Raw genomic sequence first — 24,494 nt, 5'->3', positions numbered from 1 at the left:
AGTCCATCACTGTGTCGCGTGGCCACGCCATGGCCCGCCCATGATACCGCGACCAAACTGTGTTTTGCACGACGGCCGTCACCTACAGGCGGCCGTGTCGACGCTTGGACACGCCGCGTTCGCGGACCCTTCGTAGGAACCCTCCCGCACGCCGAACACCCGCGACAGGATCAGCGTCAGCAGACCTGAGAAGCCTGGTGACCTCTTCGTCCGGCAAGTCCTTCCTCAGCTCCGCCGCCGCAACTATCGCGGCGGCCCGCGGCTTCCACTGCGGGTCCGTCGAGCCGTAGGAGAGAACGAACCGAGCAAGGTCGCGCTTTCCTGTGTTTGACAGTGCTCCCCTCCGGGACAGCCACCCAAGCGACCAATAGGCTCGTTGCCGGGTCTCCGGATCACCCGAGAACACTCGGCCGCAGAGCACCTGCTCCAGCTCGGCGTTCGGGGCGGTTCCCTTCGGGACCCACACGCACCACTGAAGCAGTGCGCCGCTGCTGATGCGGTCGCGCGAAAGCGCCTCCAGCAACAACCTCCGCCCGGCATCGAGGTCGGCGCCCGGCATGCCGAGCGCGAAGACGATCGACTCGGGGTGCGCGCGCGAAAGTCGCTCCAGCATCTCCCACCCCTCGCCTGGTGCCAGCACTCCACCCTTCACTCCCTGGTGAATTGCGGTGGCCGCCCAGTCCGGGAACGGGCCGAGCAGCGGAGCGTTGTCTGCCCTCAAGGTGAGATCCAGGTAGTCGCGGATGCCAACGGCGGTCTTGGCCTTTCCCTCGGGCGCAAGGTGCGCGCCGACGAGATCGACGAGGTTCATCCACGTCCCCGCGACCGTCGAGTTGCGGACGTTTTCGTACATGTCGGGAAACTTGTCGCGGAGCGATTGCGGAGGCTCGCACGGAGCAAGCTCATGGCGTGCACGGTACGCCGCCAGGACTTCAGACGTCGGTTTTCCAGAGCCCAGTCCGCTGGCAATCTCGCGGTCGAGACCCGCCACCAGCTGCTTTCGGAGCCTTGTCCCGACCGCACGAGCGGAGCGAAGCTCGTCAACCAGGCGGAACGCCCTCGTACGCTCCAGGTGCCCGGCGTTGTGAGTCCGGCCGAGGAACGCGACCACGGATTTCGCCAAGCGCTGGACCTCGTCGCTCGCAGCTTCGACTGTCCCCGACTTCGTCCAGTCGTATACTGGCAGGCACGTCCACGCGGCGTAGCGGTGAAACTCCAGGTCGTCGTCCTCGAAGATCTGGGCAATCAACGCTGCCACGTGCAGCGCCGCCTTGCGCGGCAGCACGTGGAAGTGTCGTTCCAGGAGCTCGAGGTGGAGCTCGGTCGATGACGTCTCCGTCAGCGTTCGATTTCGCAACTGCTCGACTTTCAGCACTCTCGCCACGTGGGCTTCGATGGCGGCGTCCCCCAGCGAAGGCAGCAGCGCAGACGTGAGCAGGTCGCGACTTCGACTCATGTAGGCCGCCTCGTTGCGAACGCGCAGGAACTCTGCTGTTGGCTCGACGGCTTCGAGGGAAAGCAGCTTGTCGATCACGACCGGGCGGACGCGCTGGTAGAGGCGACGGAGGCCTCGCTGCACGAACAGCTTCAGGCCCCGCTGGACCTCGTCGAGTGGCGCGTCCTCCCGCATCAGCAGGCCAAACGCCGAATAGCCGATCGAATCCGCTGGCCCTGTGAAATTCGGGCTCGGTCTCCGGGACCAGCCCATGTCATCAGCAGCCGTCAGTGCCTCTTCTAGGTGCTCGACCGCATTCGACACTTCATTGCCGTGTGCCTTTGCCCCTTCGCGGAAAGCGCGCAGTAGCTCGTCCCCTGCCTTCACTTCCAGCGCCCGAATCGCGTCGACACGAGGCCGCTCCGCAGTGTGGATGGCGGGCCAGAAAGGATCGATATCAGAGCAGCCTTTCCACTCACCCGGTTCACTACAGGCTTGGATGCCAAGAATCGCCGCTGTCTTTTCGTCGGCGCTCCGAGCGAGCTTGTGGGCGCGCTCGAACCACGGCAAGGCGGGCGCGCGACCTTCGATCGACAGCAGGTCCGCGCCGCGACGAGCACAGCCGAAGGCGTCGGCGAAGGCCAAGGGCGCGGCCAGCGCATTCTTGACCAGGCCTTCGTCGCCGATGCGGAAGACGAGGCGACGGAACCGTCCGTCAACGTCGGCGGACCATGTCGCGGCGCTGCAAAGCCGGAGCGCGCTGGCCGCGGCGGCGCGCGCGCCGTCGACGTCGCCACTTCTCTCCAGTCGCTCGCCGCGGAGGACCAGCACCTCACGGTGCTGCTCCGGTGTCAGCGCACGACTACCGAGCAGCTCCTGCTCGATGTCGAGCTCCCCGCGCGCGCCTGCCAGCACGATGCCGGCCCGACGGGCAACGAGAAGGAGCGCATCTCGCGCCTTTTCTTCGAGACGGGAGAGGACGCCCCGGATCTCCTCCGCGCTCAGGCCATACCAGGCCCCGTGGAGGACATGGTGTGCAACGTCAATCTGCTCACGAAGGTGGCCGGTTTCGACTGCTTCCGTGATGCGCGCCGCCGCGCTGTCGGCCCATCCCTCGGCGCGCGACTCGAGCACCTCGCGGAGCTTCGCTAGTGCCGCGGCGTGCGATGACCGCTCGGGCGACTCCGGTTGAGGGGTCGAAGCGAGACGCAACGCCTCCAGAAACTCGGCGACGCGCTTCCTGGCAGGCAGGACGACGAGATGAACACTCCTTGCTGCCCAGTAGTCCAGCACCGCACGGGAGGGTGACTCGTGGACGAGCGCGACCGACGCCAACTCGTACTTCCCGATCGAACGCTGGACCCACTCGAGCTTCTTGGTCACGTTTGGGTCGGTGAGCGAGAAACCAAGGAAGAGCACGGGGTGCTCGCACAGAAGGCTCTTCACCTTGCTGGCAATCCCCGGCCTCCTGCCCTCATACTCGGCGTAGTCATCGGTCGACAAGACGATGGACTCCCGCGATGCGAGCAGGCACCCGTGCATCTTGATGACCTGCAATGCACCTGGCTCCCGCGCGCGGCTCAGGTCGATGTCGCTCACGATCTTGCAGACGGAACGACCAGCGTCCTGGAATGCCCGCTCGAGGAGATCGTCGTAGTTGGTGGTGATGACCGAGGCCCACCCGATGTCGCACAGGGCGCGATGCGCGGTGCCTGGCGAAAACTTGTCGTACGGCACCGCCGCTTCGATCTGATCGATGAGCCGGCCCCGCCCGGCCTGCGCCTCGTAGGTCTGCGCGATTCCGAGCGCTTCCGTGGGCGTACCGTCGACGTTTGAGTGGTGCCCGCCTGCCGCTGCGCTGAGCCGCCTGGTCAGCTGCCCCCAGTCCAGGATCTTCACTGATTCTGGCACGCCAGGGTTTCGAGCCGCCTCGAACCGCGACAGTCCGCTGCCGACGAAGAGCAACGGCCCGTTGTGTGAGCTCCAGGACGCTACGAAGTCGACGAGACGCGCGATCTCGCTTTCCGTGAAGCCCAGGCCGGTCAATCGGGCCGCGTTGAGCCTGCAATCTTGCGTTGGCGCTCCGCCCGTCGGCGCACCGGAGCTCATGCGCCAGACTCCGCGTGCTTTGCGTCGTCCAGCTCCGCGCCGAGCTGGGCGAGGAGCCACTGCAACTGCGTACGCGCCGATGACACGACCTCTGCGTAGCTCATCGCGCGAAGCGCCGGCGCATTGTACTGTGGCGAAATAGCTGTAGCTCGCGCTCGACCCATGAGCACGATCTCGATCGCCTGCGCGGTGTATCGCGCGAGGTCATCGCGGTACTTGATCGCTTGAGTCTCATCGTCCCGGTTGATGTCGTGTGAAGGCCGCTTGAACTCGATGAGAACGTGCCGCTGCTGTAAGTCTTGCGCGAGGAACAAGTCAGGGCGCTTCTTGGCGCGCTTGCCGACGAACTCGCGCCCAGCCCACTCCCCGAGCAGCTTGCGCAGCGTCGTGTTCGAGGCGATGAGCGCAAAGTCGGCTCCGAGCACCCACAAGTTCCTTTCGATCGCTTGATGAACCTGTGCTTCAAGCGTCTGCGGATTCGCGACGAGTCGTTCGAGTTCGTCAAGGAACGCCAAGCGTTGCCGCGTCTGCTGACCTACCACGGCCAGGTCGACGATGCCGAACTCGCCCAGGACGTCTGCAAGCTTGGCAACATCGCCGCGCGTTGCGTCGTTGAGCTTCTGAAGCACCACCCAGTATTCGTCCCGCTCGAACGCGTCGAGCATGACCGACACCACCACGTCGATGCGTTCCTCGCTCTCACCGTAAAAGCGCTGGAGCACGCGGTTGATGGCATCTTCGGCCGCGCGCCGCCGATTCTCCGGGAGTTTCGCCAACCGTCGACCAACCTGTTGCTTCAGCCGGCCCTTCTGGAGATTCACCTCTTGCTTGAAGGTGGTCTTGACGCTCGTGCCGACCTGCTCGGCCGCCCACATCTTCACGTCGCGGAACGGCTTGCTGTTCTCGACGATCGCTCCCCAATCTGCCGTGACATCGTCAGCGAGTCCATCAGCCTCAATCTCGCCGTAGACGCGCTTCAGTAGCTTCGCGGGGATCGTCTCGTCCTCCTCCAGTCCGAGCGTCATCGGGCGCCCAACGAGTTTCCCGCCGACCCGCACGGCTATTCCCGACTGCTTGAGTCCCTTCTTCCCTTCGGCGATGGTGAACTTGATCCGGACTTCACCGACACCGGGCAAGCAGATCTTCCCTTCGACTCGCTCGCCGGGAATGTCGTCGATGGCGATCGCGTCACCGTTAACGGAGATTGCGAAGTCGGGCTGCCTTCCGTACTCCAGGATCAGAAGCTGCTTGAGCCTGTCAGCGCTTGGGAACGTGAGCGTTTGCGATAGGCCGGAGAGCGTGATCTGCGTTCCGTGCTCGGCTGGCTCGCAGTTCTCCGTCTCGATCGGCAAATCAATCCCCTCCAAGTCCCGGTTCTTCGCTCCCACGGCCACTAGATCCGCTTTCGTGATCCGAAGCCGGGTGAGCCTCCCGTTCGCCCTCGTTTCGACGGTCATCGACTCCGCGGCCATGAGGCCGGCGAACTTGCCAATACCCTTCCTGCCTTTCACTTTCCGGCGCTTGTCTGTGGTGCGTTCCCCCTTGCGCGACCTGCGGTCATTCGCGACGTACAAGTACTCCTCGCGCACCTCCTTGTCCGTCATTCCGGTTCCGTCGTCGCCGACCACGATCGGGTCGGTGGTCAGCTCCCTGGGCAGGGTAATGCGAACGTGTTCCGCGTCGGCATCCCACGCGTTGTCGACCAGTTCCCTTAGCGCTTCTTCCGACGAGCGATAGCCCTCCCCGAGAAGCGAGGCGAGCCGGGGATCGACCTTAAAGCGCGCGTTGGCCATGACCCCCTCGAGCCCGCGAGGGCGCCCGCGTTTCGGCCACGATCACGGTACGCAACGACGCGGTGGTGCGGTGCCGCGTTTGCGTGCCTGCGCCCCCGCGGCTCTCGACCTCGATGGGGCGGATCACGTCGCGTTCTCCGGTGCGTTGGCGTCTTCGCGGGCGCGGTGGTGCTGGCGGAGGAGCTCGCTGAAAAGCCGACAGGTATCGGTGGTTGGAAAGCTAGCCGTGGCACGTCCGCCACGATGAAAAATGTTGTCGCGCTCCTTCTTCAGCGACTTGAAACACTCGAGCACACGACCACGATCGTGGTCGGGAATGATTGCGTCGGCAACCTTCGCGGCCCGTGCGTTCAGCGGCACGCGCGGCCTTCCAGGTTCTGGGTCGGCGACGAGCGAGCGACGCTTGAAGACGTGGTGAACGAAGCGTTCGGTTGCCGCCCACGCGAGGAAGAAACCCACGAGGTCGTCGTGCGCGTGCATGGCGTCGAGATACAGCCCGGCGATCGGCCCTAGTTCCGCGTCCCCCAATGCCTCCGGCAGAACCTGTCTCAGAGTCTCCAGGCGTTGCGCCTCTACCGCACGGGAGATCGTGACCGTCGCGTTGCCGGCCGAGAGGTAGAAGGGGATGATCTCGATGGAGCCCGCGTCGAAGCGAACTCCCTCGCACACCTTGTCGGCGCTTCCTTCGAGTTGCCCGCAAGTCGTGGCCACCACGACAGCGTTTGCCTGCGCATGTGAGGCCCGGATTTCGGAGCCGACGCCTCTGTCGACCTCGACGACCTGGAGAACGCCATCGCTCGTGTCGTATTCCGCGAGCACTTTCGTGATCGGGAGAGTGATCTCACCGCGGTGACAGCAGACCAGGAACGTGCGGGCATGCTTCCGCTCGATCGCGGCGACACGCTCGACCGTATTCGCTTCAATCTCGTCGGGGCGCGTGGGCAGGGCGCCGCGGAAGAAACGATCTCGGGCCGCAAGAGACCTGGCCACCGGGCCGATTGCGTCGCGGATCGAACTTGTCAGCCGGACGCCGAGGGTCTCGGTCGCTACCAGCGGCGCGACGTCGCCGCGCAAGGCAGTCACTCCGCCGGAAAGGGAGAAAACGCTGATGTGCTCGTAGCGTGCCTTCACCTGTCCCCCGATACGAAGACCCCGGGACGCGGCCGGTTCGTCACGCTGATCTCGCTCCGAAACGCCAAGTCAACCAGCGCCGCAAAGAGGGAGTCGGAGACCCGGACACTCCCGGCGATTCCCCCCCGCAGGCGTCCGACGCGAGTCACGAACGCAACGAACCTAAGCTGATTCGGCAGAGGGGGAAGCCGCACCCGGACCAACCGGAAGTCTCGCAATGTGATCTTGCCCCGTGTGACACCCGCAGTAATTCGCGCAACCTGAAACCGTCCGCACGATGAGTTGAGCGCGGCCGCGAGGTACTCGGGGTGGACTCGCTGTCGGTCAACCGATACCTTGACCACGTCGGCTGTCACAACAGCAGGCGGAAAACCTTCGGGCAGCACACAGGCGGTTCCCGGAGGGTCGCCCATCTTGGTGACGAGCACATCGCCTGGACGTGCGTGGTGGGCAGCGAGTTCCGCGAACTTGGCGTGCGACACGTAGACGCGGCTCTTCCAATCAAACAGCCCCGTCACCAGGTCGCGCACAAAGATGACAGGGTGTCCTGTGCCCGCGTAGTCGGAGGCCAAGAGATTGCTGCCGAAGGGGCCGATCGCGAGGGCGTGACGATCCGAGGATGCGATGTCCTCGATCGCGACAGATTCCCACCCCTTCGGATTCGTCACCGGATCCCCGAACATGTCCAGGAACGCCGAGCGCAGGAGGTCCTCGGTGAGCGCCATGGCCTGCTTGCGCTTGCGACGGATGGCGTCGGCCTTGTCGAGGATGTCGGCGATGCGGCGCTGCTCGGGAACCGGGGGAAGGCTTACCCTGTAGGTCAGGAGGGCATCGCGATTGATCTTCGGGATGTTGGTTCTTGAAGAGTGCTTCAGCGCGAACGTCAAGAAGTCGTGATGTCGCAGAAGGTAGGCCAGGTAGCGGCGTTCGAGCAGCCCTGGTCGCGGCCGGAGCGGATACATGTCGGCGCTGCAGATGCCCGCAAAGTCTGGCAGAGCCACCTTGTTCAGGGCCGGGCGGATCTTGGAGTACAAGACGTCCTCAGGCCCGAACGCATACTTCCCGCTGATCAGGTTCAGCTCTCCCGCTTTCCGTAGGCCGAATAGCCGCCCCGTGTCGCTCTCGATGTTGTCGCCGCCAACGTGAAGCAGGTCGCAGTACGGGCGTTCGCGCGGGTCGACCTGACCGGAAGCGACGTCGAGCACGGCAGCCAGCGCCACGGGCTGCGCCGTCAAAGCAGGCGCTCCAGTGCACAGAGCTCACGTGCAATCTCCGCCTCCAGCGCCCGCAGCCTCGCAATGATCTCCTGCGGCGGCTCGAAGCTGACCTCTTCGTGCTTCGCCTCCTTGTAGCGGTTGATCGAGAGGTCGAATGCCTTCTCCACGATCTCCTTCACGGGGACCATGAAGTGCTTCGCCGTGCGGTCTGTGTCCTTCTTGGCGCTCTTCTTTCGCCACGCCGCGAGTGCCGTCGGCAGATCATTGTCCTTTACCGCGTCGCGCTTGTCGTCCAGCGAGAAGCCGTCGGCCTGCACGTCGCAGAAGAACACATGGTCCGTCTTGCCGCCCTTGGTGAAGACCACGATGGCGGTCGACACGCCGGCGTACGGCTTGAACACGCCCGATGGCAGGGAGATGACGCCCTCGAGCTGGTTGGCCTCCACCAGCATCTTCCGCAGCGCGACGTGCGCCTTCGACGAACCGAAGAGCACGCCGTCCGGCACGATCGTGGCGCTGCGCCCGCCCTTCTTGAGCATCCGCAGAACGAGCGCCACGAACAACAGCTCCGTCTTCTTCGTCTTCACCGCCTGCGTCAGCGTCGGGTGCACGTCCTCCGCATCGAGGCTGCCCTTGAACGGCGGGTTGGCCAGGATGACGTCGAAGCCCGCCGTCGCTCGCGTCGGGAATTTCTCCGGGAACGAGTTCGAGAGCGTGTCCTGGTAGTGGATGTCCGGGTTGTCGACACCGTGCAACATCAGGTTCATCGACGCGATGCGAAGCATGGTCGCGTCGAAGTCGAAGCCGTGAAACATGTCGTTCTGGATGTGCTTGCGGTACGGCTCGAGCAGATCGCCGGTGTGGATGATCTGGCCGTCCTCGCCCTTCATCCTGCCCTTGGGCGAGGTGTGCGTCTCCAGCAGGTATTGCATGGCGCCCACCAGGAAGCCGGCGGTGCCACACGCGGGATCGCCGACGCTCTCCGTCGGCTTCGGCTCGAGCATCTCCACCATGAAGCGGATGACGTGCCGCGGCGTGCGGAACTGACCGTTGATGCCCGCCGTCGTGAGCTTCGACAGCAGGTACTCGTAGAGATCGCCCTTTGCATCCCCCTCGGTGATCGGGAGCTTGTCGATCATGTTCACGGCCGAGACCAAGAGGCTGGGCTTCTGGACCATGAGCTGCGCGTCCTGCATGTACTCGGCGAACGTGGTCCCGCCGTTCAGCTTGCGGAAATGCGGAAAGACCTCGTCCCGGACGACGCGCAGCATCTCGGCCGCGTCCTTCTGCTTGAAGTTCTTCCAGCGCCGCGGATCGTTCTTGCCCTTGAAGCGGCCCTTGAACGGCTTCTTCGTCCGCTCCGCCCTGCGTTCCCCCGTCGTCTCCATCACGTCCAGCAGCCGGGCAAACATCAGGAACGAGATCTGCTCGATGACCGTCAACGGGTTCGTGATGCCGCCGGTCCAGAACTCGGTCCAGAGCTTGTCGATGTCGCTCTTCTGTTGCGTTGTCAGGGTGCTCATGATGCGCGGCTCGCAGGCGGTGGATCGGTGGGGCTGACCTTCTTGGGCTCGAAGGCGCTCAGGATGGCGAGGATCTCGTCGACCTCGCCGGGACTGGTGAACACGCCGTCGACGCTCTCCGCGTGGACGGTCGTGAAGGGCGGCTCGTACAGGCGCTCGATCTCGATGCCGCCGTTCTGGGCGATGTAGTTCTGGAGCACCTGAAGAAAACGTAGCTGCTGCGACGAGAGCCGCGGGTGATTGTGCACGAAGCCAGTGAACGCCTGCTCCACGGCGGCTGCCTCGAGGCCGACCAGACCTCGAAAGACCGCGAGCAAGCTGCGCCGGGAGTCGGGATCGTGGCCGGCAAGGTGCCGCACGTTGGCCTTGTCATCGACCTCGAGCACGAGCTTGGCGAGCTCCTCCAGCTCGGCTTCCTGCACCGCCTTTCCGGCGCGGATGCGCTGGAGCGTCGGGTTCTGCGCGAAGCGGTCGCGCAGCACTGACTCGACCCGCCGCCGGTACTCCACGAGGTCGAGCCCCTCCAGGCGCGGAATGTAGCTGTGGCCCGAGAAACCCGCGTCGGCCACATCGTAGATCTGCGGCCCCAGGCGCGTGATGGGCACCTGCTGCTGGTACTTCATGATGCCCCGCAGCTCGCCGCGGACCTCTTCGAGCTTCGGAACCGACACCGACGTCCAGAAGTCCTTGGACCGCACCGCGTTGATGATCGCCGCCTTGGCCTTCACCGGGTTCTGGTTCTTCATCAGCAGCTCGACCTCGGCTTCCACACGGCTCTTCAGATCTTGCACCCGTGGCGCGCTCGGTCCGCCGCGCAGCAGCTCCAGCTCCAGGCGGGTGACGAGGAGGTCGAACCGGTAGGCGTCCTCGTCACCGCGCACGTTGCGCCACTGCATGAGCGGGGCGGCAACGGAGAGGAGATCGGCCCTGGTCACCGCCGCAAATTGGGCCAGGCGGTCGCGCTCGGAGAGCAGCTCTAGCTCCCGCCAGCGGTCCCGCACCTCGATGCTCCCCGCGTCCTTGGCCGCGCGGACGTCCTGAACGAGCAGGTCGACACTGGACTGGAAGACCGGGTCGTCCATCTTGTCGAGCGCCGCCTCGGCGATGGCCACCCGCGCCTCGAAGACCTGCTGGAGCAGCGACTTCTGCACCGAGGGCTGCTTCTCCGTGTACTTTTCCTCGAAGAACCAGAAGTTCGACCAGTGATCGAAGATCAGGAATTCGCTCTTGTTCCGGCCGAGGCCGAAGAGGTTCTCGCAGAGCCGAGTGCCGCGACCGAGCATCTGCCAGAACTTCACGTAGGACTTCACCGGCTTGGCCAGGACGAGGTTCACGACCTCGGGTACGTCGATGCCGGTGTCGAGCATGTCCACGGAGATGGCGATGGTCAGCTCGTTGTCCTTGTTCTTGAAGTCGTCGATGAGCTGCTCGGCCTTCGGCTCCTGGTTGTCGATCACGCGGCAGAAGCCTGAGCCGTACTGCGGGTACATCTCCGCGAAGACCTCGGCCAGGTGCACCGCGTGGTTGTGGTTGCGGGCGAAGACGATGGTCTTGCCAACCCGACTCCCCGTCCCCTCGCGGATGCCCTCTTCCATGAGGCTGCGCCAGATGAACCGCGTCGTGTCCTTGTTGAAGACGTTCTTGTCCAGCTCCTGCGCCTCGTACTCCACGAGCTGCGGCGCGTCGTCTTGGTCCTCGAGCTGCTCGCGCTGGTCCGTGGACATCTGTGAGTACCGCAGCCCCTGCTCGCGGAACTGGCTAGTGAACGCGCGCACCCGGAAGGGCACCAGGAACGGCGGGGTCGCGTTGATCGCGTCCTCGAAGCTGTAGTGCGAGGTCGGGTCCCGGTCTTCGCAGGCGAAGAGGTCATAGGTGTTGCGCTCGATGAAGCGCACCGGCGTCGCCGTGAGCCCCACCTCCAGTGCGTCGAAGTACTGAAACAACGCGCGAAACTTCTTGTAGATGCTGCGGTGCGATTCGTCGGCGACGATCAGATCGAAGAAGCCGACGTCGAAGTCTTCGTAGCACTTCATCATGGCCGGATAGGTGGCCAGGTAGATGCGCTTGTCGCGGTCGCTGGACGTGCTGCGGTCGACCACCACCCGCGGCTCGCCCGGCATGAACTCCTTGAAGACCCGGTCCGCTTGCTTGCGGAGCTCCCGGCGGTCGCAGAGAAACAGGATCCGCTTCGCCCAGCCGGCGCGCATCAGCGCGTCGCAGAGCGAGATGGCCACGCGGGTCTTGCCAGTGCCGGTGGCCTGCACCAGTAGTGCCTTGCGAAACTTGTTCTCGAAGCGCTCGCACACCCGCTTCACGGCTTCGAGCTGGTACATGCGGCCCGCGATGGCAAGGTTCGGGTCGACGCTGGCGAGGGCCCTCTTGTTGGCCCTCTGGTGCAGCAGGTACTCCAGGCTGTCCTTCGAGTAGAAGCCGTAGACCTTGCGGTAGGGGTAGCCCTGGGCGTCGTCCCACAGGTACGTGTCGGGCCCGTTCGTGAAGAAGACGACCGGGCGCACACCGGTCTCTTTCTCGAGACAGGTGGCGTACATGCGCGCCTGCTCGGAGCCGACGCGAGCGTCCTTTGCCGTCTTCTTCGCCTCGATGACGGCAAGAGGCTTGCCGTCGTCGCCGTAGAGCACGTAGTCGGCATACCCCTCCCCCGACTCGGTCGGCATGGTCGAGAGCTGCACCTCCTGGCGGACCTCGTCGGTGTCGATGCCGTTCAGGCCGACGTTCCAGCCCGCCTCGATCAGCATCTGGTCAATAAGGCGGCTGCGCGTCGTCGCCTCGTTGAAGTGCAGCACGGACGCGACCTTCTGGCCTTCGTCCTTGAGCTGCTCCAGCTGGGTCTCGTGCTGTTCGGCGGCACGCTCAGCCGCGAGGCGCCGCTTCGTCTCCGCCTCGAGCTCGGCGAGCACGGCTTCGTACTTGGCCTCGGCCAGCCGGAGCTTCTCCAGCGCTTCTTTCGCCTTGCCATTGGGGAGCGACTCGGGGCCTGGCGGAGCGTATCTCGGACAGTCGTCGCGGCGGCCAGAGTCCACCTGCAGGTGGAACCACTGCGCGATGTCGAAGAGCTGATGCAAGCAGTCAAGGGCGCGCTGGCTGGTCATTGGCTGGCGCGGGTGCGCCGCGTGGTTGCCCGCCTTGCGCACCGTGTGGAGCTTGTTCTGGAGGACGTCGGGGACGGACTGCCGAAAGGCGTCGGCGTTCATCAGATCGTTCAGGTTGTCGCTGTACGGAGGCTGCAGGCGGTAGGTCTGGTAGATGCTCGCCACCACGTGCTCGACAAAGCCGCGTTGTTTCAGCAGCGAGCTGGCTGGATCGGAGTAGACGTAGCGCTCCGCGAAGCCAGCCAAGTCCGCGAGCGCGGACCGCTTGGTCCGCAGGAACTCGAAGTTCTGCGACTTCATGAACGGGACCTCGGCGCCGACCGTCGGCTTCCAGGGTGCACGGACCGTTCCATCACCCCTCTACCCCATACTTCTTCAGCCAGTTGGTCAATGTCTGATAGCTGGAGAATCCCACGAGCGCGGCCGCCCTGGTCTTGTTGCCGTGGGCCTCCGCGAGCGCGCGGCCCAGGTAGTGTCGAACGACCTCGCTGACCGGATCTTGAATGCGAAATCCCGCGGCGAGCGGCCGGTCGAGGACTTCGCCCTGCCTCGAGCGCGCGCCGGGGACGAGGGCCTCGCGCACCGCTGCGTCATCGATGGTCGCACCTTTGGACCAGACGAATGCTCGGAGCAGCGTGGCCTGCAGCTCGCGTACGTTGCCGGGCCAGTCGTGGCGCAGGAGCAGGCTCTTGGCCGCGCTGGAGAGCTTCTTCCGGCTGATGGCCGGGCGCTCGGCGTTCAGCGTCTCGAGCTGGCGATCGAGGAGCAGCGAGAGATCGCCTTCGCGTTCGCGGAGCGGCGGGCTGCGCAGGAGGAGCACGGCAAGGCGGAAGTAGAGATCCTCGCGGAATCGGCCGGCACGGACCTCGGCCAGCAGGTCGCGGTTGGTGGCGGCGACCACCCGGACGTCCACGGCCTTCTCCGTCCTGGCGCCGATCCGCTGGATCTTCTTTTCCTGGAGCGCGCGCAGCAGCTTGACCTGGGCTTCGAGCGGGAGCTCGCCGACCTCGTCGAGAAACAGCGTGCCGCCGTCCGCGCTCTCGAAGGCGCCGGCACGCTCGTCCGTCGCGCCAGTGAAGGCGCCGCGGGTGTGCCCGAAGAAGGCAGATTCCACGAGATCTCGCGGGATGGCGCCGCAGTTGACCGGAACGAAGCGCCCACGCCGCCCGCTGGCCTTGTGGAGCGCGGCGGCGAGCAGCTCCTTCCCCGTGCCGGACTCGCCCTCGATGAGGATTGGCGCGTCGTACGGCGCCGCTTGTTGCGCGCGTTCAAGTAGCCGCTTCATAGAGTCGCTGCGGTGCAGGATGTCTTTGAAGCTGGGGTCTTCGGGGCGTACGCCCTCGCCCAGACGCTCCAGCTCCGCGCCCGCCCGCTTGACCAGGGCAGGCACGAACTCAGCCGCAATCTCGAAAGGGAGGTTCGCGTTCTCGACGCCCGCTTCGCGCGATGACTGGATGAGCTCCGCACCGTATTTGGGCGCCAGGAGGATCCAGACAGTGGCCATCGCCGGCGTGCCGGGGCTGAGGTGGAAGGTGAGCTTGCCTCTTGGCGCCAGCTTGGCGCTGATCCAGTCGAGGGTCTTCGAGACCACCCGGTAGATGTCGGCGTAGTCGGTGGGAGAGCGCAGCGTCTCGGTGCGGAGCACGACCGGTGTCTTCGTCTTGGTCTTGAGCCAGGCGTCGTAGGCCGCGCTCTCGGTCCTGGCGTAGTTCGAGAGGACCACGATCTGGTCGAAGTTCCGGGCCGCGGCGGCCTGAGCCACCGGCCCCAGCCCCACCGAAGGGTCGCCCTGCCCGGCCTTGAGATCCGTGGCCCCACACCAGGTGACGAGGACGCGCGACATTGGCCGGGAGCATAATAAACTTTCTTGTTACACAACGGAGTTTACTCCCCGGGACAAGAAAACCCGCAGGAGGCGGGGCCTGCCAGCATGGAACGGGGCTTGAAGTGACGGTCGGCATGACCACGAACAACGCCCTCACCGTCAACGTCCTGGTTCAGGCGGACGCCGTCGAAGCCACGCTGACCGACCGCCGCCCGGAGGTGTTCACGACGCTCGGAAGCCTGAACGACGCGCAGAGGCGCTGCTTCGTGACCGATGCGTGGACCGTCGGGGTCCGCGCCATCACCAACGCGCACCGCCACGCCGAGGAGGCGCGTCTCGCGGACATCGGCAAGTCGATCCTGGCAGATGTGGACCGCGAGCTGGAGAGCTTCGTCACGCGGCAGCAGGACGTGCTCGTCGAGATGCTGAAGCGCTACTTCGATCCCCAGGACGGGCAGGTTGCCATTCGGATCGAGAGCTTCATCAAGGACGGGGGCGAGCTGTGCCGCGCGATGGAGAAGTACCTGGCGCCGGAGCATGGCGCGTTGGCTCGCACGCTGGCGCGGGAGCTGGGCGAGAACAGCCCCCTGCTGAGGAAGCTGAGCCCGACGGACAGCGAGGGCCTCGTCCACGTGCTCCAGACGCGCATGCAATTGACGTTGGACCAGAGCCAGGCGGCCGTCGCGAGGGCGCTGGATCCGCAGGCTGCGGACAGCGCCGTCGCACGATTCCTGACCGCGCTGCGCCACGAGATGGAGAAGGCCGAGGGCGATCGAACCAAGCAGCTTGCCCTGGTGACGAAGGCGCTCGACGCCAACGACGAGGGGTCGTTGCTGTGGCGTCTGATGCGCGAGGCTGAGCTGGCTCGCACGACCTTCTTGCGGGCGATGAACCCCGACGAGCCCGGCTCGCCACTCGCGATCTTGAAGAGCTCGCTGACGACGCTGCTCGACGCTCACGCGAAGTCGCAGGCGGAGGTGATGGCGGCGTTCGAGGGGCGGCAGCGCGAGCTGGACCAGTACGTTCGGGAGACGCTGGCCCGGCTCGAGGAGCGCAGGCGTGGGGAGCTACGCTCACCCCAGGGCGGGCGCACCTTCGAGGACGCGGCGTTGCGCTTCATCCAGCGGGTGATCCAGGGCGCGTCGGTCGTGGCGGACAACGTCGGCGCGACGGTGGGCGCGGTACCGAACAGCAAGGTCGGCGACCAGGTGATCCGCTTCACGTCGGAGAGCCCGTACGCCGGTGCAGCGCTCGTGGTGGAGGCCAAGCACAGCGAGTCCTACTCGATCAGCAAGGCGCTGACCGAGCTGGAGGTCGCGCGGGCGAACCGCAGCGCGCAGGTCGGCTTGTTCGTGATGGCGCGGAGCCACGCCCCTGTCGGCTTCCCGGGGATGGCGCGTTACGGGAACGACATCCTGGTGGTCTGGGACGCAGAGGACGAGGCGACGGATCCCTACCTCCACGCGGCGGTCATCCTCGGCCTGGCGTTGGCGAGCCGTCAGCGACGGCCCGCCGACGAGGGCGACATCAAGGCGCTGGCGACCATCGAACACCGCATTCAGCGCGAGCTCGCGCGACACGAGGAGATGAGAAAGCTGGCTGACAACATCAGGCGAGACGCGGACGCGCTCGCCAAGCAGCTTCGCGTCGGTGATCAGAAGCTGAGCGTGCTCCTCCGCAACGCGAAGCAGACGCTCCAGGCGCTCGGCGTCGAGCTGAGCGAGCCGGAGGCGGAGCGGGAGCATCCGATTGTCGCGGGGGCGTTGGGCGAGCCCCACGGGGAGGATGAGGACTTCTGCGCCGCGGAATGAGCGAAGGGCCAGCGTAGGACGTCGAGAGCGCGCGAGCGGCCTTGGGGGGGACCGGCGCCGCCCAGCGGCGACGAGCGGGAGCAGGACGACTGGCCGACCTCCTACTCCGTCTCGGAGTCCATGCCCGCGTCGTGCGCAAGTGCGGTGGATAGCTCCTCGCCCTCTTCCACTGCCGGTATCCCAACGCTCAGCGTGTGGCCGGTGACTTTCGACACCAGGGCCAGGAGTGCGGCCTGCCGCGCGGTCATGAAGGTCCTGAAGTCGTCGCCCCGAAGCGCGTCCACGGGGATGCAGTGGGACCGGAGGTAACCGTTCAGCGTATCCCGTTCGATCGGAGGATCGGGGGCCTGCCCACCCGACTTGGCAGATCCCTGCTCCAGCCTGTTCAGATACTTCGAGGGCGCAACGCCGCCGATGATCCGGTTCGTGCGGTAGCTCAGTGGCGTCTTGTTGACGACCGTGTCGTAGATCTTCGGGCTGATGCCCTGCTTCTTGCACCAATCCTCGGGAAAGATGTGGTGGATGTCCACGCCTTCATCGAAGAAGATCGTGTGGTCGAAACCCTGCCGCCGCTTCTCGCCCTCAGCCGCTTTCTTTTCGGCCTCCTGCCGCTCCTCGAGCTTGAGCAGCACCGCGCCGAGCTCGCGCTTCACCACTCGCTCCTCGACCACGAGCTCGTCCGAGGCCTGCTTCGTGAAAACCGCCCGCTGCCGCGCCGAGTACAGCTCCACCGTGTCCACGTGGAAGGCGCCGCCGGGGCGCGAGACGTGGAGGTTCACGCGGAGCTGCTCGGGGCCCGTGTTCTTCGAGAAGCCGCGGATCCGCCAGCGTCGATCCCCGAAGTGAAACACCAGATCGTCGCCGACCAGCTCCGGCTCCGGCGCCGCAGGCAGCTCGGCGGCTAAGGAGGGAAGGCTCTCGCTCTCCGCACCATCGCTCCGCGGGGGATCGACGGGCGTCCCCCGCTCCGCTCCTTCCAAGTCGATGACCCGCGACGATCTCGCCCCCGGTGTCGCTGGTGAGGCGCACGCCGCCCTTCTGCAGCTCTTGCTTCAGCCGAGCCGGCGTCCAGGTGTCAGGCTGACGGATTACCCGTTCGAGCGAAGCCTGCCGGTGTTCTTCAGCCTCTCCGCTGCGTTCGCGCAGCGGCCGGAAGATCGAGGACGAGGCGGAGGCGCGGCGGTGCCTGGCCGCAGCGAAGCGGAAGGGCCTGAGCGCCGGACTTGTTGGCGCGGGCTTGGGTGATCGCGGAGGGAGCTCGGGCGCGGCGGGTCGCGGCGGGTGGCGATCGCCGCCGGCGGCCGCCGGTTCGCCACCCCGAGTCCGCGCATTTTGCGAGGAAACATCGGCCTTCCGGGGTGGCACGCCGCTGGCCATAGCGCCGTCGTGTGGGCCACCCCGCACACACCCGTCCCGAGCCCTCGCGCGTCCGGCATCGACCGGAGAGCACGCTGCTCTACCAGACAGTGGCGGAGCACTGGCCGGCGTTCCTCGAGCGCGCGGACGAGCACGGCGGCCTGCCGCGCTTCGTGGTGAAAGAGTTCGAGGCCTACCTGCGCTGCGGGCAGCTGGAGCACGGCTGCCTGCACCTTGTGTGTCGTGACTGCGGGTACTCGAGCTCGTCGCGCTCAGTTGCAAGAAGCGCGGGTTCTGTCCATCCTGTTTGGGCCGCCGGATGGCTGACACCGCGGTGCACTTGGAGCAGGCGGTGCTGCCGCGCGTGCCCATCCGTCATTGGATCTGCTCTTTGCCCTGGGGTCTACGCTCGCTGCTCGGGTACGACCGCAAGCTCTGCTCCGAGGTGGTGAGCGCGTTCATGGCGGAGGTGGACCGCTCCGCTGCGCTGGCGCGCGAAGCGCGAGCTCGGCATTTCGAGTGTCGCAAGCTGCCACACCGGATCCGTGGTCGCTGTGCAGAGGACGGACAGCGCGCTCCGGCTCAACGTGCACTTCCACGCACTCGTGCTCGATGGCGTGTACGTGCACGCGGACGGCGACCCGCGCGCGCCGCTCGAGTTCCGGGAGCTCGACGCGCCCACGCACGCGGACGTGGCGCAGGTCGCAGCGCGCACTGCGGCCCGCATCGAGAGCATCCTCAAAGCGCACGGGCGGAGCCTCGACCCCGAGCTCGGTGAGCAGGAGCTGCCGGAGCTCTGCTTTGACGAGCCGGGGCTGGCTGCGTGTTACGCGGCGGCAGCTCAGGGCATTGGCGTGAGCGGTGAGCGTGCAGGCAAGCCGCTCTTGCGGTTGGTCGTGCCGGCGGAGTTGCCCGAGCGCTCGCGTGCCGCGGACGCGACGGATGCGCCCATCGCGGAGGTGCGCGGCATCAACTTGCATGCGGCGCAGGTCATCGACGGCCGAGATCGGCGACGAGTGGAGCGGCTCGCTAAATACATCACGCGCCCTCCGATCGCGCAGGACCGCCTCGAGCGCCGGCAGGACGGCAGGCTCGAGCTCATCTTCAAGAAGGTGTGGCGGGACGGCACCCGCGCGCTGGTGCTCGAGCCCCACGACCTGATTGCGCGGTTGGTGGCGGCCGTGCCGCCTCCACGCTTTCACATGCTCCGGTATTTCGGGGTGCTCTCGAGCCACTCATCGCGCCGGGCCCTCGTCGTGCCCAAGCCGCCCGTGGATGCGGCCTGTCACAAGCCACCTCCGGCTCGAGGCGATCAGCTCGAGCTGCTCGGCGAGAAGGACGATGCGCCGGTCGGGCGGAAGCGGTGGGCGTGGTTGCTGGCGCACGTGTTCGCCGCCGATGTCGAGACGTGCCCACGTTGCTCCGGCCCGATGAGGTGGGCGGAGGTCGCCACGAGTCGCGCGGCCATCACGCGGCTGATTGCGGAGCACGAGGACGGCCTCGGATCGAGAGCGCCGCCCACGGCGAGAGTCCCCGTCCGCGTGCCCGAGCAATTGGGGATGGGGTTCGGGGAGAGGTGAGGCGACCGAAGGCTTCGCTGGGGGCGGAGGTGTGTGTCGCGTGGGCTTGGCGAGGGTGATCGAGCTCCGCGTGGGCACGGCGAGCCCAATCGGCGGCGGGGGTCGGGCTGCGGGAGGTGATCTCGACCCGAAGCCGTCGAGCGCGTACTCTCGGCGTGGTGGGTTTTGGCAGTTCAAAAGTCCTATGCGCAGCAGAAGGGCCTCGCGAGCGCGGAGCAGGCTCATTCACGTGATGGTCGCGCGCCGAGGCATGGCGCAGATTCGCAGATTTCACGGGCATTGGCCCGCATGGGCGACGCGGACACCCGCAGCGGCAGCGCAGCCAGCGTTGGCGTATGACTTCCCATTGCAGCCGCACACCGGCGTCAGTTCGCCCGTGCACGAACTACTGCCAGGGATATCGGCGCAGCCGCCCGGGTCCGTGCATCCTTGGCCGAAACAGTACTCGACGCCCTGAATGCACTGCGTGTCGTCGAGACAGGGCACTGTCGTGCCCGGGGGCGGGAACGAGCACAGCGCCGTTTTCGAAGGGTCGTAGCAGAGACCGGTGATCCCGCAGCACTTGGCCCCGCTCGCGCACTGCGCGTCGATCGCGCAGTACGTTACTTTCTTGCCTGCGCTTGCGCCCGCGGCTCCGACCGTGACCGGCTCGCCGCACGCTGCCCAGCCCACCACCGCCACGCCTGCGGCACACGCGGTCTGCACGTTCGGGTACGTGACGCCATTGCAGCCACAGAACGCGCCGGTATAGGAACCCGGACAGTTGGTCTTGGACGCGCAGTACCCTGGCCCGAGGCAGAGTGCCTCATTCAACGGCTGGCAGTACTCGTCCGACGCGCACTGCGAGCTCGCTCCGCACGGTTTCTGGCCTTGAGGCCCGGGCTGCGTCGGAGCGACGCACGCCCCCGGACTCGCCTTCTGATCGAAGCACTTGGAATCTGTGAGACAGCAGTCTTGGTAGACCGGGCACTGGACACCGCTGCAAACGGCAGGAGCCGTCGTTCCACCGAACCCGCCCATCCCGCCGCCATCGAAGCCACCGAAGTTACCGCCCGAACCACCCACGAGGGTCCCGGCAGACCCGCCCGAACCGGCGCTTCCAGACCCGCCCGAACCGGCGCCACCAGACCCGCCCGAACCGGCGCCTCCAGAGCTCTGCACGCCACCAGACCCGCCTGTCCAAACGTCTGCGCCGCCAGTCCCGCCCGTACCGCCTGCTTCCGTCACGCCTCCGCACGAGAGCGCGGTTCCGGCGATGGCCAGCGAAAAGTGCACAACCAACCAATGCGGGCGTGATGAGGTCATGGGGTGTCCTGGAAACGTAGGGAATACCCAAAGTTCCCCGGAAGTCGCGCTTGCGGTCCGGGATCGAAGCAGTCCGTTTGGGTATGTCGTCTGCGTGCTCCTCCAGGATCGGTCAGCTCTACAGCGCAGGGGTGAGCGCGCTGCCGAGAGACGCGCGGTTGCCCGTTTCCAGGCACCCGCTGGTCGGATCCGACCAGCATGGGCCGGCGGCGACAGGGGATCCTCGCGGTTTCCGCCGCGCCGGGGCCAGGCACGAATAGTGCGCTCGACGCCGCATGGACGACCGGGTCGGGATCATCACGAACGGGAATGGGAGTCCTCGCGCGACCCCGCTGGGGCCCGGCGATATGCAGCTTCGGCCTCCCCGCCCGAAGATACTGGTGGGCGAGGATCCGGTCGAGCTTGCCTTTGCCGAGATCCAGTGCGTGGTGCGCGCTGGGTCGCTCGCCATCGCGCTGAACGTCGGCGAGATCGTGTTTCGGCATCTGTATCGGGGCGACGTCGATCTCCTGCGCGACAACGGTAGGAAGGACGTCTCGTTCCGCCGGCTCGCGGACCATGGCGGCCTGCAAATCAGCAGGGCAAAGTTGTGGCAGTCCGTGGCGATCTTCGAGCTCTCCCTACGGTTGCCGGAGATCAAGGCCAGCAAGCATCTCGGGGTCACGCACGTGCGCGCGGTCCTCGGCCTGCCGGCACGAGCGCAGGAACGGCTGCTCGCACGCGCCGAACGGGAGTGCCTTGATGCGAAGGCGCTCGAGACACAGGCGGCATCTGCGCGCAAAGGCCACGGCGGACGGCCGACGAAACCAGCGATCGTCAGGGCGCTAGACGGACTCCGGCGCGTCGGGGCCATGCCAGTAGAGACGTTCGCGGACTCGCGGGCCATGAAGAAGCTGAGCCAGGAGGAGCTGGAGTGCGCCGTCGCAACGCTCCAGGATCTGGACGAGCGGCTGAAGGTCCTCCGAGTCACGCTGCGCGAAGTGGTCGCGCTTCGTTAGGCCGAAGCGCCGGCGTGTCCGGCCCGGTTGGTGCTCTAGACGCCGGACCCCGACCTGACCCTGCCCTTCCGGGGACATGCCGAGTGATGTGACGAACGCGCCATCGGGATTCACGCCCAATAGACGCCCGACGCGCCCGGGTGGAGCGCTAGCACCTGGAGCCGAATGGCCATCAGCCATCGGCTCGAACCACCAGGGAACGACCTGCGCGCACTGCCCCAGCGAGCCCACGGGAGAGCACGATCGGTGCAAGAGGCGCCGCGGAGGGTGACGCGCTGATCGCCGCTGCCTCACACCGGGGGACCTGATCGCGCCGACTGTCAGCAGCGACCTGAACTGAGCACCAGTCCCGCCGAGGTCACCGGGCCCCGGCAGAACGTGGGTCCGCGGGACCGGTACGCACGAGTTCACGCGCCGCGACGTGCTCGTCGAAGACCGGATTGCTCCGCGTCTGCCGTTCCGCGTGCCTCGACTTGGGCGACAGCGCTCCAGTTTCCTATTTGATTTCATCGCACCGAACGGTGTGCGCTTGGCCGCTCGGTTACGGCCGAACGAATTCGGCGACGGACGTGGAACACGCGTGGTTCAGCAACTCCACGTCATCTACCCGGAGAGCGACTTGCTCAGCACTTCATGATCTGCAATGGTTCGTAGGAGGTGGACTGACTTGCCGGACCGGGCGCTCCTTGTCGCTGCCAGCGCGGGTACGTTCTTTCTTTCTTGCTGCCCCCAGCAGGCCCAGGTGAATGACGAGCTTGTAACTCGCGCCGAGTTCGAGGCCTTCAAACGACATTCAGGGCAAGAAAAGGCGTCGGTAATGCCCGAGGAGGGGAACGGCGGAAATGGCCCAATGGACGTTTCAGGCGATGCGGGATCCGCCTTCGATGCTGCACCTCGCAGCACCGCCGAGCGCATTGAGCGCATGCTGCGAGATCACAACGCGGAGCCGATCGATATCCAGTGGGCGAGAGAGACGTCAATCAAGCTGACCAAAGATCTCGATCCCCTGCAGAAAGCAACGGGGTCACGCGTGGTCAAGATCGACTGCCGGACGAGTTCTTGTGCCGTACTTCTCGAGTGGAACTCATTCAACGCCGCGCGCACCCGGCAGGCTGCATTCGTTCATGCGGAGTACTCAGTGTCATGCGCGCGGGCGGTTGGCGCCCCCCCAGATGATGCCCTCGACGGATCGGTCAATCCGAGTGCGCCTTACACGAGTCACTTGATCCTTCACTGTGGTCGGTCCCGTGGTCCACAGTGACTCCCGCCGCGAGTCCGCGGGGCGGGCTTCGGAAGCCTCCGACTGGCGGATGTGTTTCAAGGTCGGTCAACGCGAAGGTACAGACGAACCGCGCCGTTATGCGCCGTTAGGTAGTACCCTCAGTCTCCGTGCAAGTAGATGCGCAACAAATCCAGCGCGACTCCGCAATCTCCTTCGGCGGCACGCTTGACGGCCCGACCCGCGGCTCGCCGCTGCAGGGTCTAGCGACGGTCTTCGACGCGGGTCACTCGCTCGCCTCCTCATCAGGCCCCGGAGCACGTCCGCACCCGCGCTCCCAGCGTCGCTCGAACGCTTTCCGCTCTAGTCCTACCAGACGCGCCGCAGCGCTCTTGTTCCCAGAGGATAGCTCAAGCGCACGCCGCAGCACTGCGAGCTCGACGCTGTCCAGCTTCGACCCTGACCCGGTCGGCAGGGCAAGAATACGGTTCGCCAAACCATCGACCTCGGCGCCTGGGTTGCGGGCGCTCTCGCCAACCAGCTGCTGGAGCGCCTTCGCGTCCACGTGATCGGTGTCGGAGAGGAGGGCGACGCGGATGAGCGCGTTCTTGAGCTCGCGAACGTTGCCCGGCCACGGCCGGGTTGCGAGCCACTCCACCGCGTCGGGGCTGAACGACAATCTGCGCTGAAGGTCCGGGAGCAGCGACGCTAGGAGCTCGCGAATGTCACCACCCCGCTCCGCCAGCGACGGCAGAGCTATGGACACCACGTTGAGGCGGTAGAACAGGTCCTCCCGAAACCTGCCGTCGCGGATCCGCTCTTCGAGGTCGACGTGGGTCGCCGCGAGGACGCGGGCGTGGAGCGGCGTCTCACGCTCGGCTCCGATGGGCCGGAAGCGTCGGTCCTCGAGCACTCGGAGCAGCTTCGCCTGGAGCTCGGGGGGCATCTCGGCGATCTCATCCAAAAGCACGGTGCCCGAGCCTGCCAGCTCGAGCTGGCCGCGTACCCGCCGGTCAGCACCCGAGAACGCGCCGCGCCCTACCTGCGCTGCGGGCAGCTGGAGCACGGGTAAGCACGTACAGACTCAGTATTGCACTCACCCTACGCCGCCCGAGGTGACGCTCACGCGCCGTCACCATCCGCTGGAGGGACAGCGGTTCGAGGTGATGCGAGGCGGTCCCAAGCACATCGTGGTGCGCCTGCCGGACGGCACGATGAGAGTGCCGCGTTCCTGGACGGACGCCGACGGCGAGTCGGCGCCGCACGGACCAGACACGATCTTCAGCATCGATGCGCTGAAGGAAATGCTCGAGCTCCTCGAAATGCTGCGTCGCCGCGGGCTGAAGCAAGACGTGCCGCGTGACGGGTCGGCGCCGCTTGCGGACCTGTGCGCGGTGGCGGATGCGGTGTCTCCACTGGAGGAGGAATCGCATGCCGAAACAGACAACGCTCGACCTGCGAGGTGACGGGCTCGCGACGTTGTGGAAGCGACTGCCGGAACAATGCCGACGCGAAGCCGTCGCCGTGTGGTCGCGGCTGATCGCCGCTGCTGCCCGTCGGACGAGCAAGAGTGAAAAGAAGCGAGGAGGAGATCGATGATGACTGGACCGAGTGGATCGAATGGGGATCGTCTGAAGGTACGAGTCGAGCATCAGGCGCGCCTGGCCTTCGTCTACGTGCGGCAGTCGTCGCTCAAGCAGGTGCGCGGCAACCTCGAAAGCCAGCGCCGGCAGTGCGCGTTCGCCGACGAGGCGTTCGCGCTGGGGTGGAGCCGCGAGCGCGTCCTCGTCATCGACGAGGATCAGGGCAAGAGCGGCGCGCTGCCCGGAGCACGCGCCGGCTTCGGCGGGCTGGTGGCCGCCGTTGCCCGCGGCGAGGTCGGCATCGTGATGAGCCTCGAGGTGTCGCGCCTGTCGCGCAACGATTCCGACTGGCATCACCTCGTGTACCTGTGTCGCTGGACGGGTACGCTGATCGCCGACGAGCACGGCGTGTACGACCCGTCGTCGTCCGCCGACCGCATGGTGCTCGGCATCCGCGGGCAGGTGAGTGAGCTCGAGCGTGACAGCGCCGTGCACCGGA

At 66.2% G+C, this 24,494-nt stretch carries 15 protein-coding genes and 1 pseudogene; 6 read left to right on the top strand and 10 right to left on the bottom strand.

Going from position 1 to position 24,494, the window contains the following annotated elements; genetic code table 11:
* Nucleotides 1-82: 82 nt before the first annotated feature.
* The 7 genes from IPI67_24655 to IPI67_24625 form a co-directional block, all read right to left on the bottom strand.
* Entirely contained in the window at nucleotides 83-3,544 is a 3,462-nt protein-coding gene (locus IPI67_24655; GenBank protein MBK7583368.1) for an SIR2 family protein, read from the bottom strand.
* Complete coding sequence (locus IPI67_24650) at nucleotides 3,541-5,337, bottom strand: ATP-binding protein (GenBank protein ID MBK7583367.1); 1,797 nt, start codon at nucleotides 5,335-5,337, stop codon at nucleotides 3,541-3,543. The genes IPI67_24655 and IPI67_24650 overlap by 4 nt, the downstream gene beginning before the upstream one ends.
* A 123-nt stretch (nucleotides 5,338-5,460) precedes the next feature.
* Nucleotides 5,461-6,468, bottom strand: a complete 1,008-nt coding sequence (locus IPI67_24645; protein MBK7583366.1) for a hypothetical protein — start codon at nucleotides 6,466-6,468, stop codon at nucleotides 5,461-5,463.
* Nucleotides 6,465-7,724: a restriction endonuclease subunit S gene (locus IPI67_24640; protein MBK7583365.1), complete on the bottom strand. Its 1,260-nt coding sequence runs from the start codon at nucleotides 7,722-7,724 to the stop codon at nucleotides 6,465-6,467. Before IPI67_24640 ends, IPI67_24645 begins: the two co-directional genes overlap by 4 nt.
* Nucleotides 7,700-9,208 carry an SAM-dependent DNA methyltransferase gene (locus IPI67_24635; protein MBK7583364.1) on the bottom strand — a complete coding sequence of 503 codons (1,509 nt, stop codon included), beginning with the start codon at nucleotides 9,206-9,208 and terminating at the stop codon, nucleotides 7,700-7,702. Before IPI67_24635 ends, IPI67_24640 begins: the two co-directional genes overlap by 25 nt.
* Nucleotides 9,205-12,618, bottom strand: coding sequence for a DEAD/DEAH box helicase family protein (locus tag IPI67_24630; GenBank protein MBK7583363.1), 3,414 nt, complete (start codon nucleotides 12,616-12,618; stop codon nucleotides 9,205-9,207). Before IPI67_24630 ends, IPI67_24635 begins: the two co-directional genes overlap by 4 nt.
* Nucleotides 12,619-12,670: 52 nt before the next feature.
* The gene (locus IPI67_24625; protein ID MBK7583362.1) at nucleotides 12,671-14,161 is read right to left on the bottom strand and encodes a sigma-54-dependent Fis family transcriptional regulator; all 1,491 of its coding nucleotides are present in this window, start codon (nucleotides 14,159-14,161) and stop codon (nucleotides 12,671-12,673) included.
* 116 nt (nucleotides 14,162-14,277) lie between these two features.
* Here IPI67_24625 and IPI67_24620 point away from each other — a divergent pair, with 116 nt between their 5' ends.
* Nucleotides 14,278-15,954 carry a hypothetical protein gene (locus IPI67_24620; protein MBK7583361.1) on the top strand — a complete coding sequence of 559 codons (1,677 nt, stop codon included), beginning with the start codon at nucleotides 14,278-14,280 and terminating at the stop codon, nucleotides 15,952-15,954.
* A gap of 101 nt (nucleotides 15,955-16,055) precedes the next feature.
* Here IPI67_24620 and IPI67_24615 read toward each other — a convergent pair whose 3' ends face one another.
* The gene (locus IPI67_24615; GenBank protein MBK7583360.1) at nucleotides 16,056-16,934 is read right to left on the bottom strand and encodes a hypothetical protein; all 879 of its coding nucleotides are present in this window, start codon (nucleotides 16,932-16,934) and stop codon (nucleotides 16,056-16,058) included.
* A gap of 408 nt (nucleotides 16,935-17,342) precedes the next feature.
* Here IPI67_24615 and IPI67_24610 point away from each other — a divergent pair, with 408 nt between their 5' ends.
* Together IPI67_24610 and IPI67_24605 are read left to right on the top strand one after the other, a co-directional pair.
* A complete protein-coding gene (locus tag IPI67_24610) occupies nucleotides 17,343-17,762 on the top strand; it encodes a transposase zinc-binding domain-containing protein (protein ID MBK7583359.1) in 420 nt (139 codons plus the stop codon).
* Between the two features lie 102 nt (nucleotides 17,763-17,864).
* Nucleotides 17,865-18,890 carry a transposase gene (locus tag IPI67_24605; protein ID MBK7583358.1) on the top strand — a complete coding sequence of 342 codons (1,026 nt, stop codon included), beginning with the start codon at nucleotides 17,865-17,867 and terminating at the stop codon, nucleotides 18,888-18,890.
* Nucleotides 18,891-19,160: 270 nt separating this feature from the next.
* Here the strand turns inward: IPI67_24605 and IPI67_24600 are convergent, their stop codons facing one another.
* Nucleotides 19,161-20,195: a hypothetical protein gene (locus IPI67_24600; protein ID MBK7583357.1), complete on the bottom strand. Its 1,035-nt coding sequence runs from the start codon at nucleotides 20,193-20,195 to the stop codon at nucleotides 19,161-19,163.
* 380 nt (nucleotides 20,196-20,575) lie between these two features.
* Between IPI67_24600 and IPI67_24595 the strand changes: the two genes are divergently transcribed.
* Together IPI67_24595 and IPI67_24590 are read left to right on the top strand one after the other, a co-directional pair.
* Nucleotides 20,576-21,193 (top strand): hypothetical protein, encoded by a 618-nt coding sequence (locus tag IPI67_24595; protein ID MBK7583356.1) that lies wholly within the window; start codon nucleotides 20,576-20,578, stop codon nucleotides 21,191-21,193.
* Between the two features lie 667 nt (nucleotides 21,194-21,860).
* On the top strand, nucleotides 21,861-22,454 hold the full coding sequence (locus IPI67_24590; GenBank protein ID MBK7583355.1) for a hypothetical protein: 594 nt from the start codon (nucleotides 21,861-21,863) through the stop codon (nucleotides 22,452-22,454).
* A gap of 244 nt (nucleotides 22,455-22,698) precedes the next feature.
* Here the strand turns inward: IPI67_24590 and IPI67_24585 are convergent.
* A pseudogene (locus IPI67_24585) lies at nucleotides 22,699-23,448 on the bottom strand (sigma-54-dependent Fis family transcriptional regulator).
* A gap of 79 nt (nucleotides 23,449-23,527) precedes the next feature.
* On the opposite strand from IPI67_24585, the gene IPI67_24580 reads away from it, so the two are divergent.
* Nucleotides 23,528-23,878, top strand: a complete 351-nt coding sequence (locus tag IPI67_24580) for a hypothetical protein (GenBank protein ID MBK7583354.1) — start codon at nucleotides 23,528-23,530, stop codon at nucleotides 23,876-23,878.
* The last annotated feature ends 616 nt before the right edge of the window (nucleotides 23,879-24,494 follow it).

The sequence above is a fragment of the Myxococcales bacterium genome (assembly GCA_016706225.1).
In the GTDB taxonomy this organism is placed as follows: domain Bacteria; phylum Myxococcota_A; class Polyangia; order Polyangiales; family Polyangiaceae; genus JADJKB01.
This window is presented reverse-complemented; position numbering and strand designations above follow the sequence as displayed.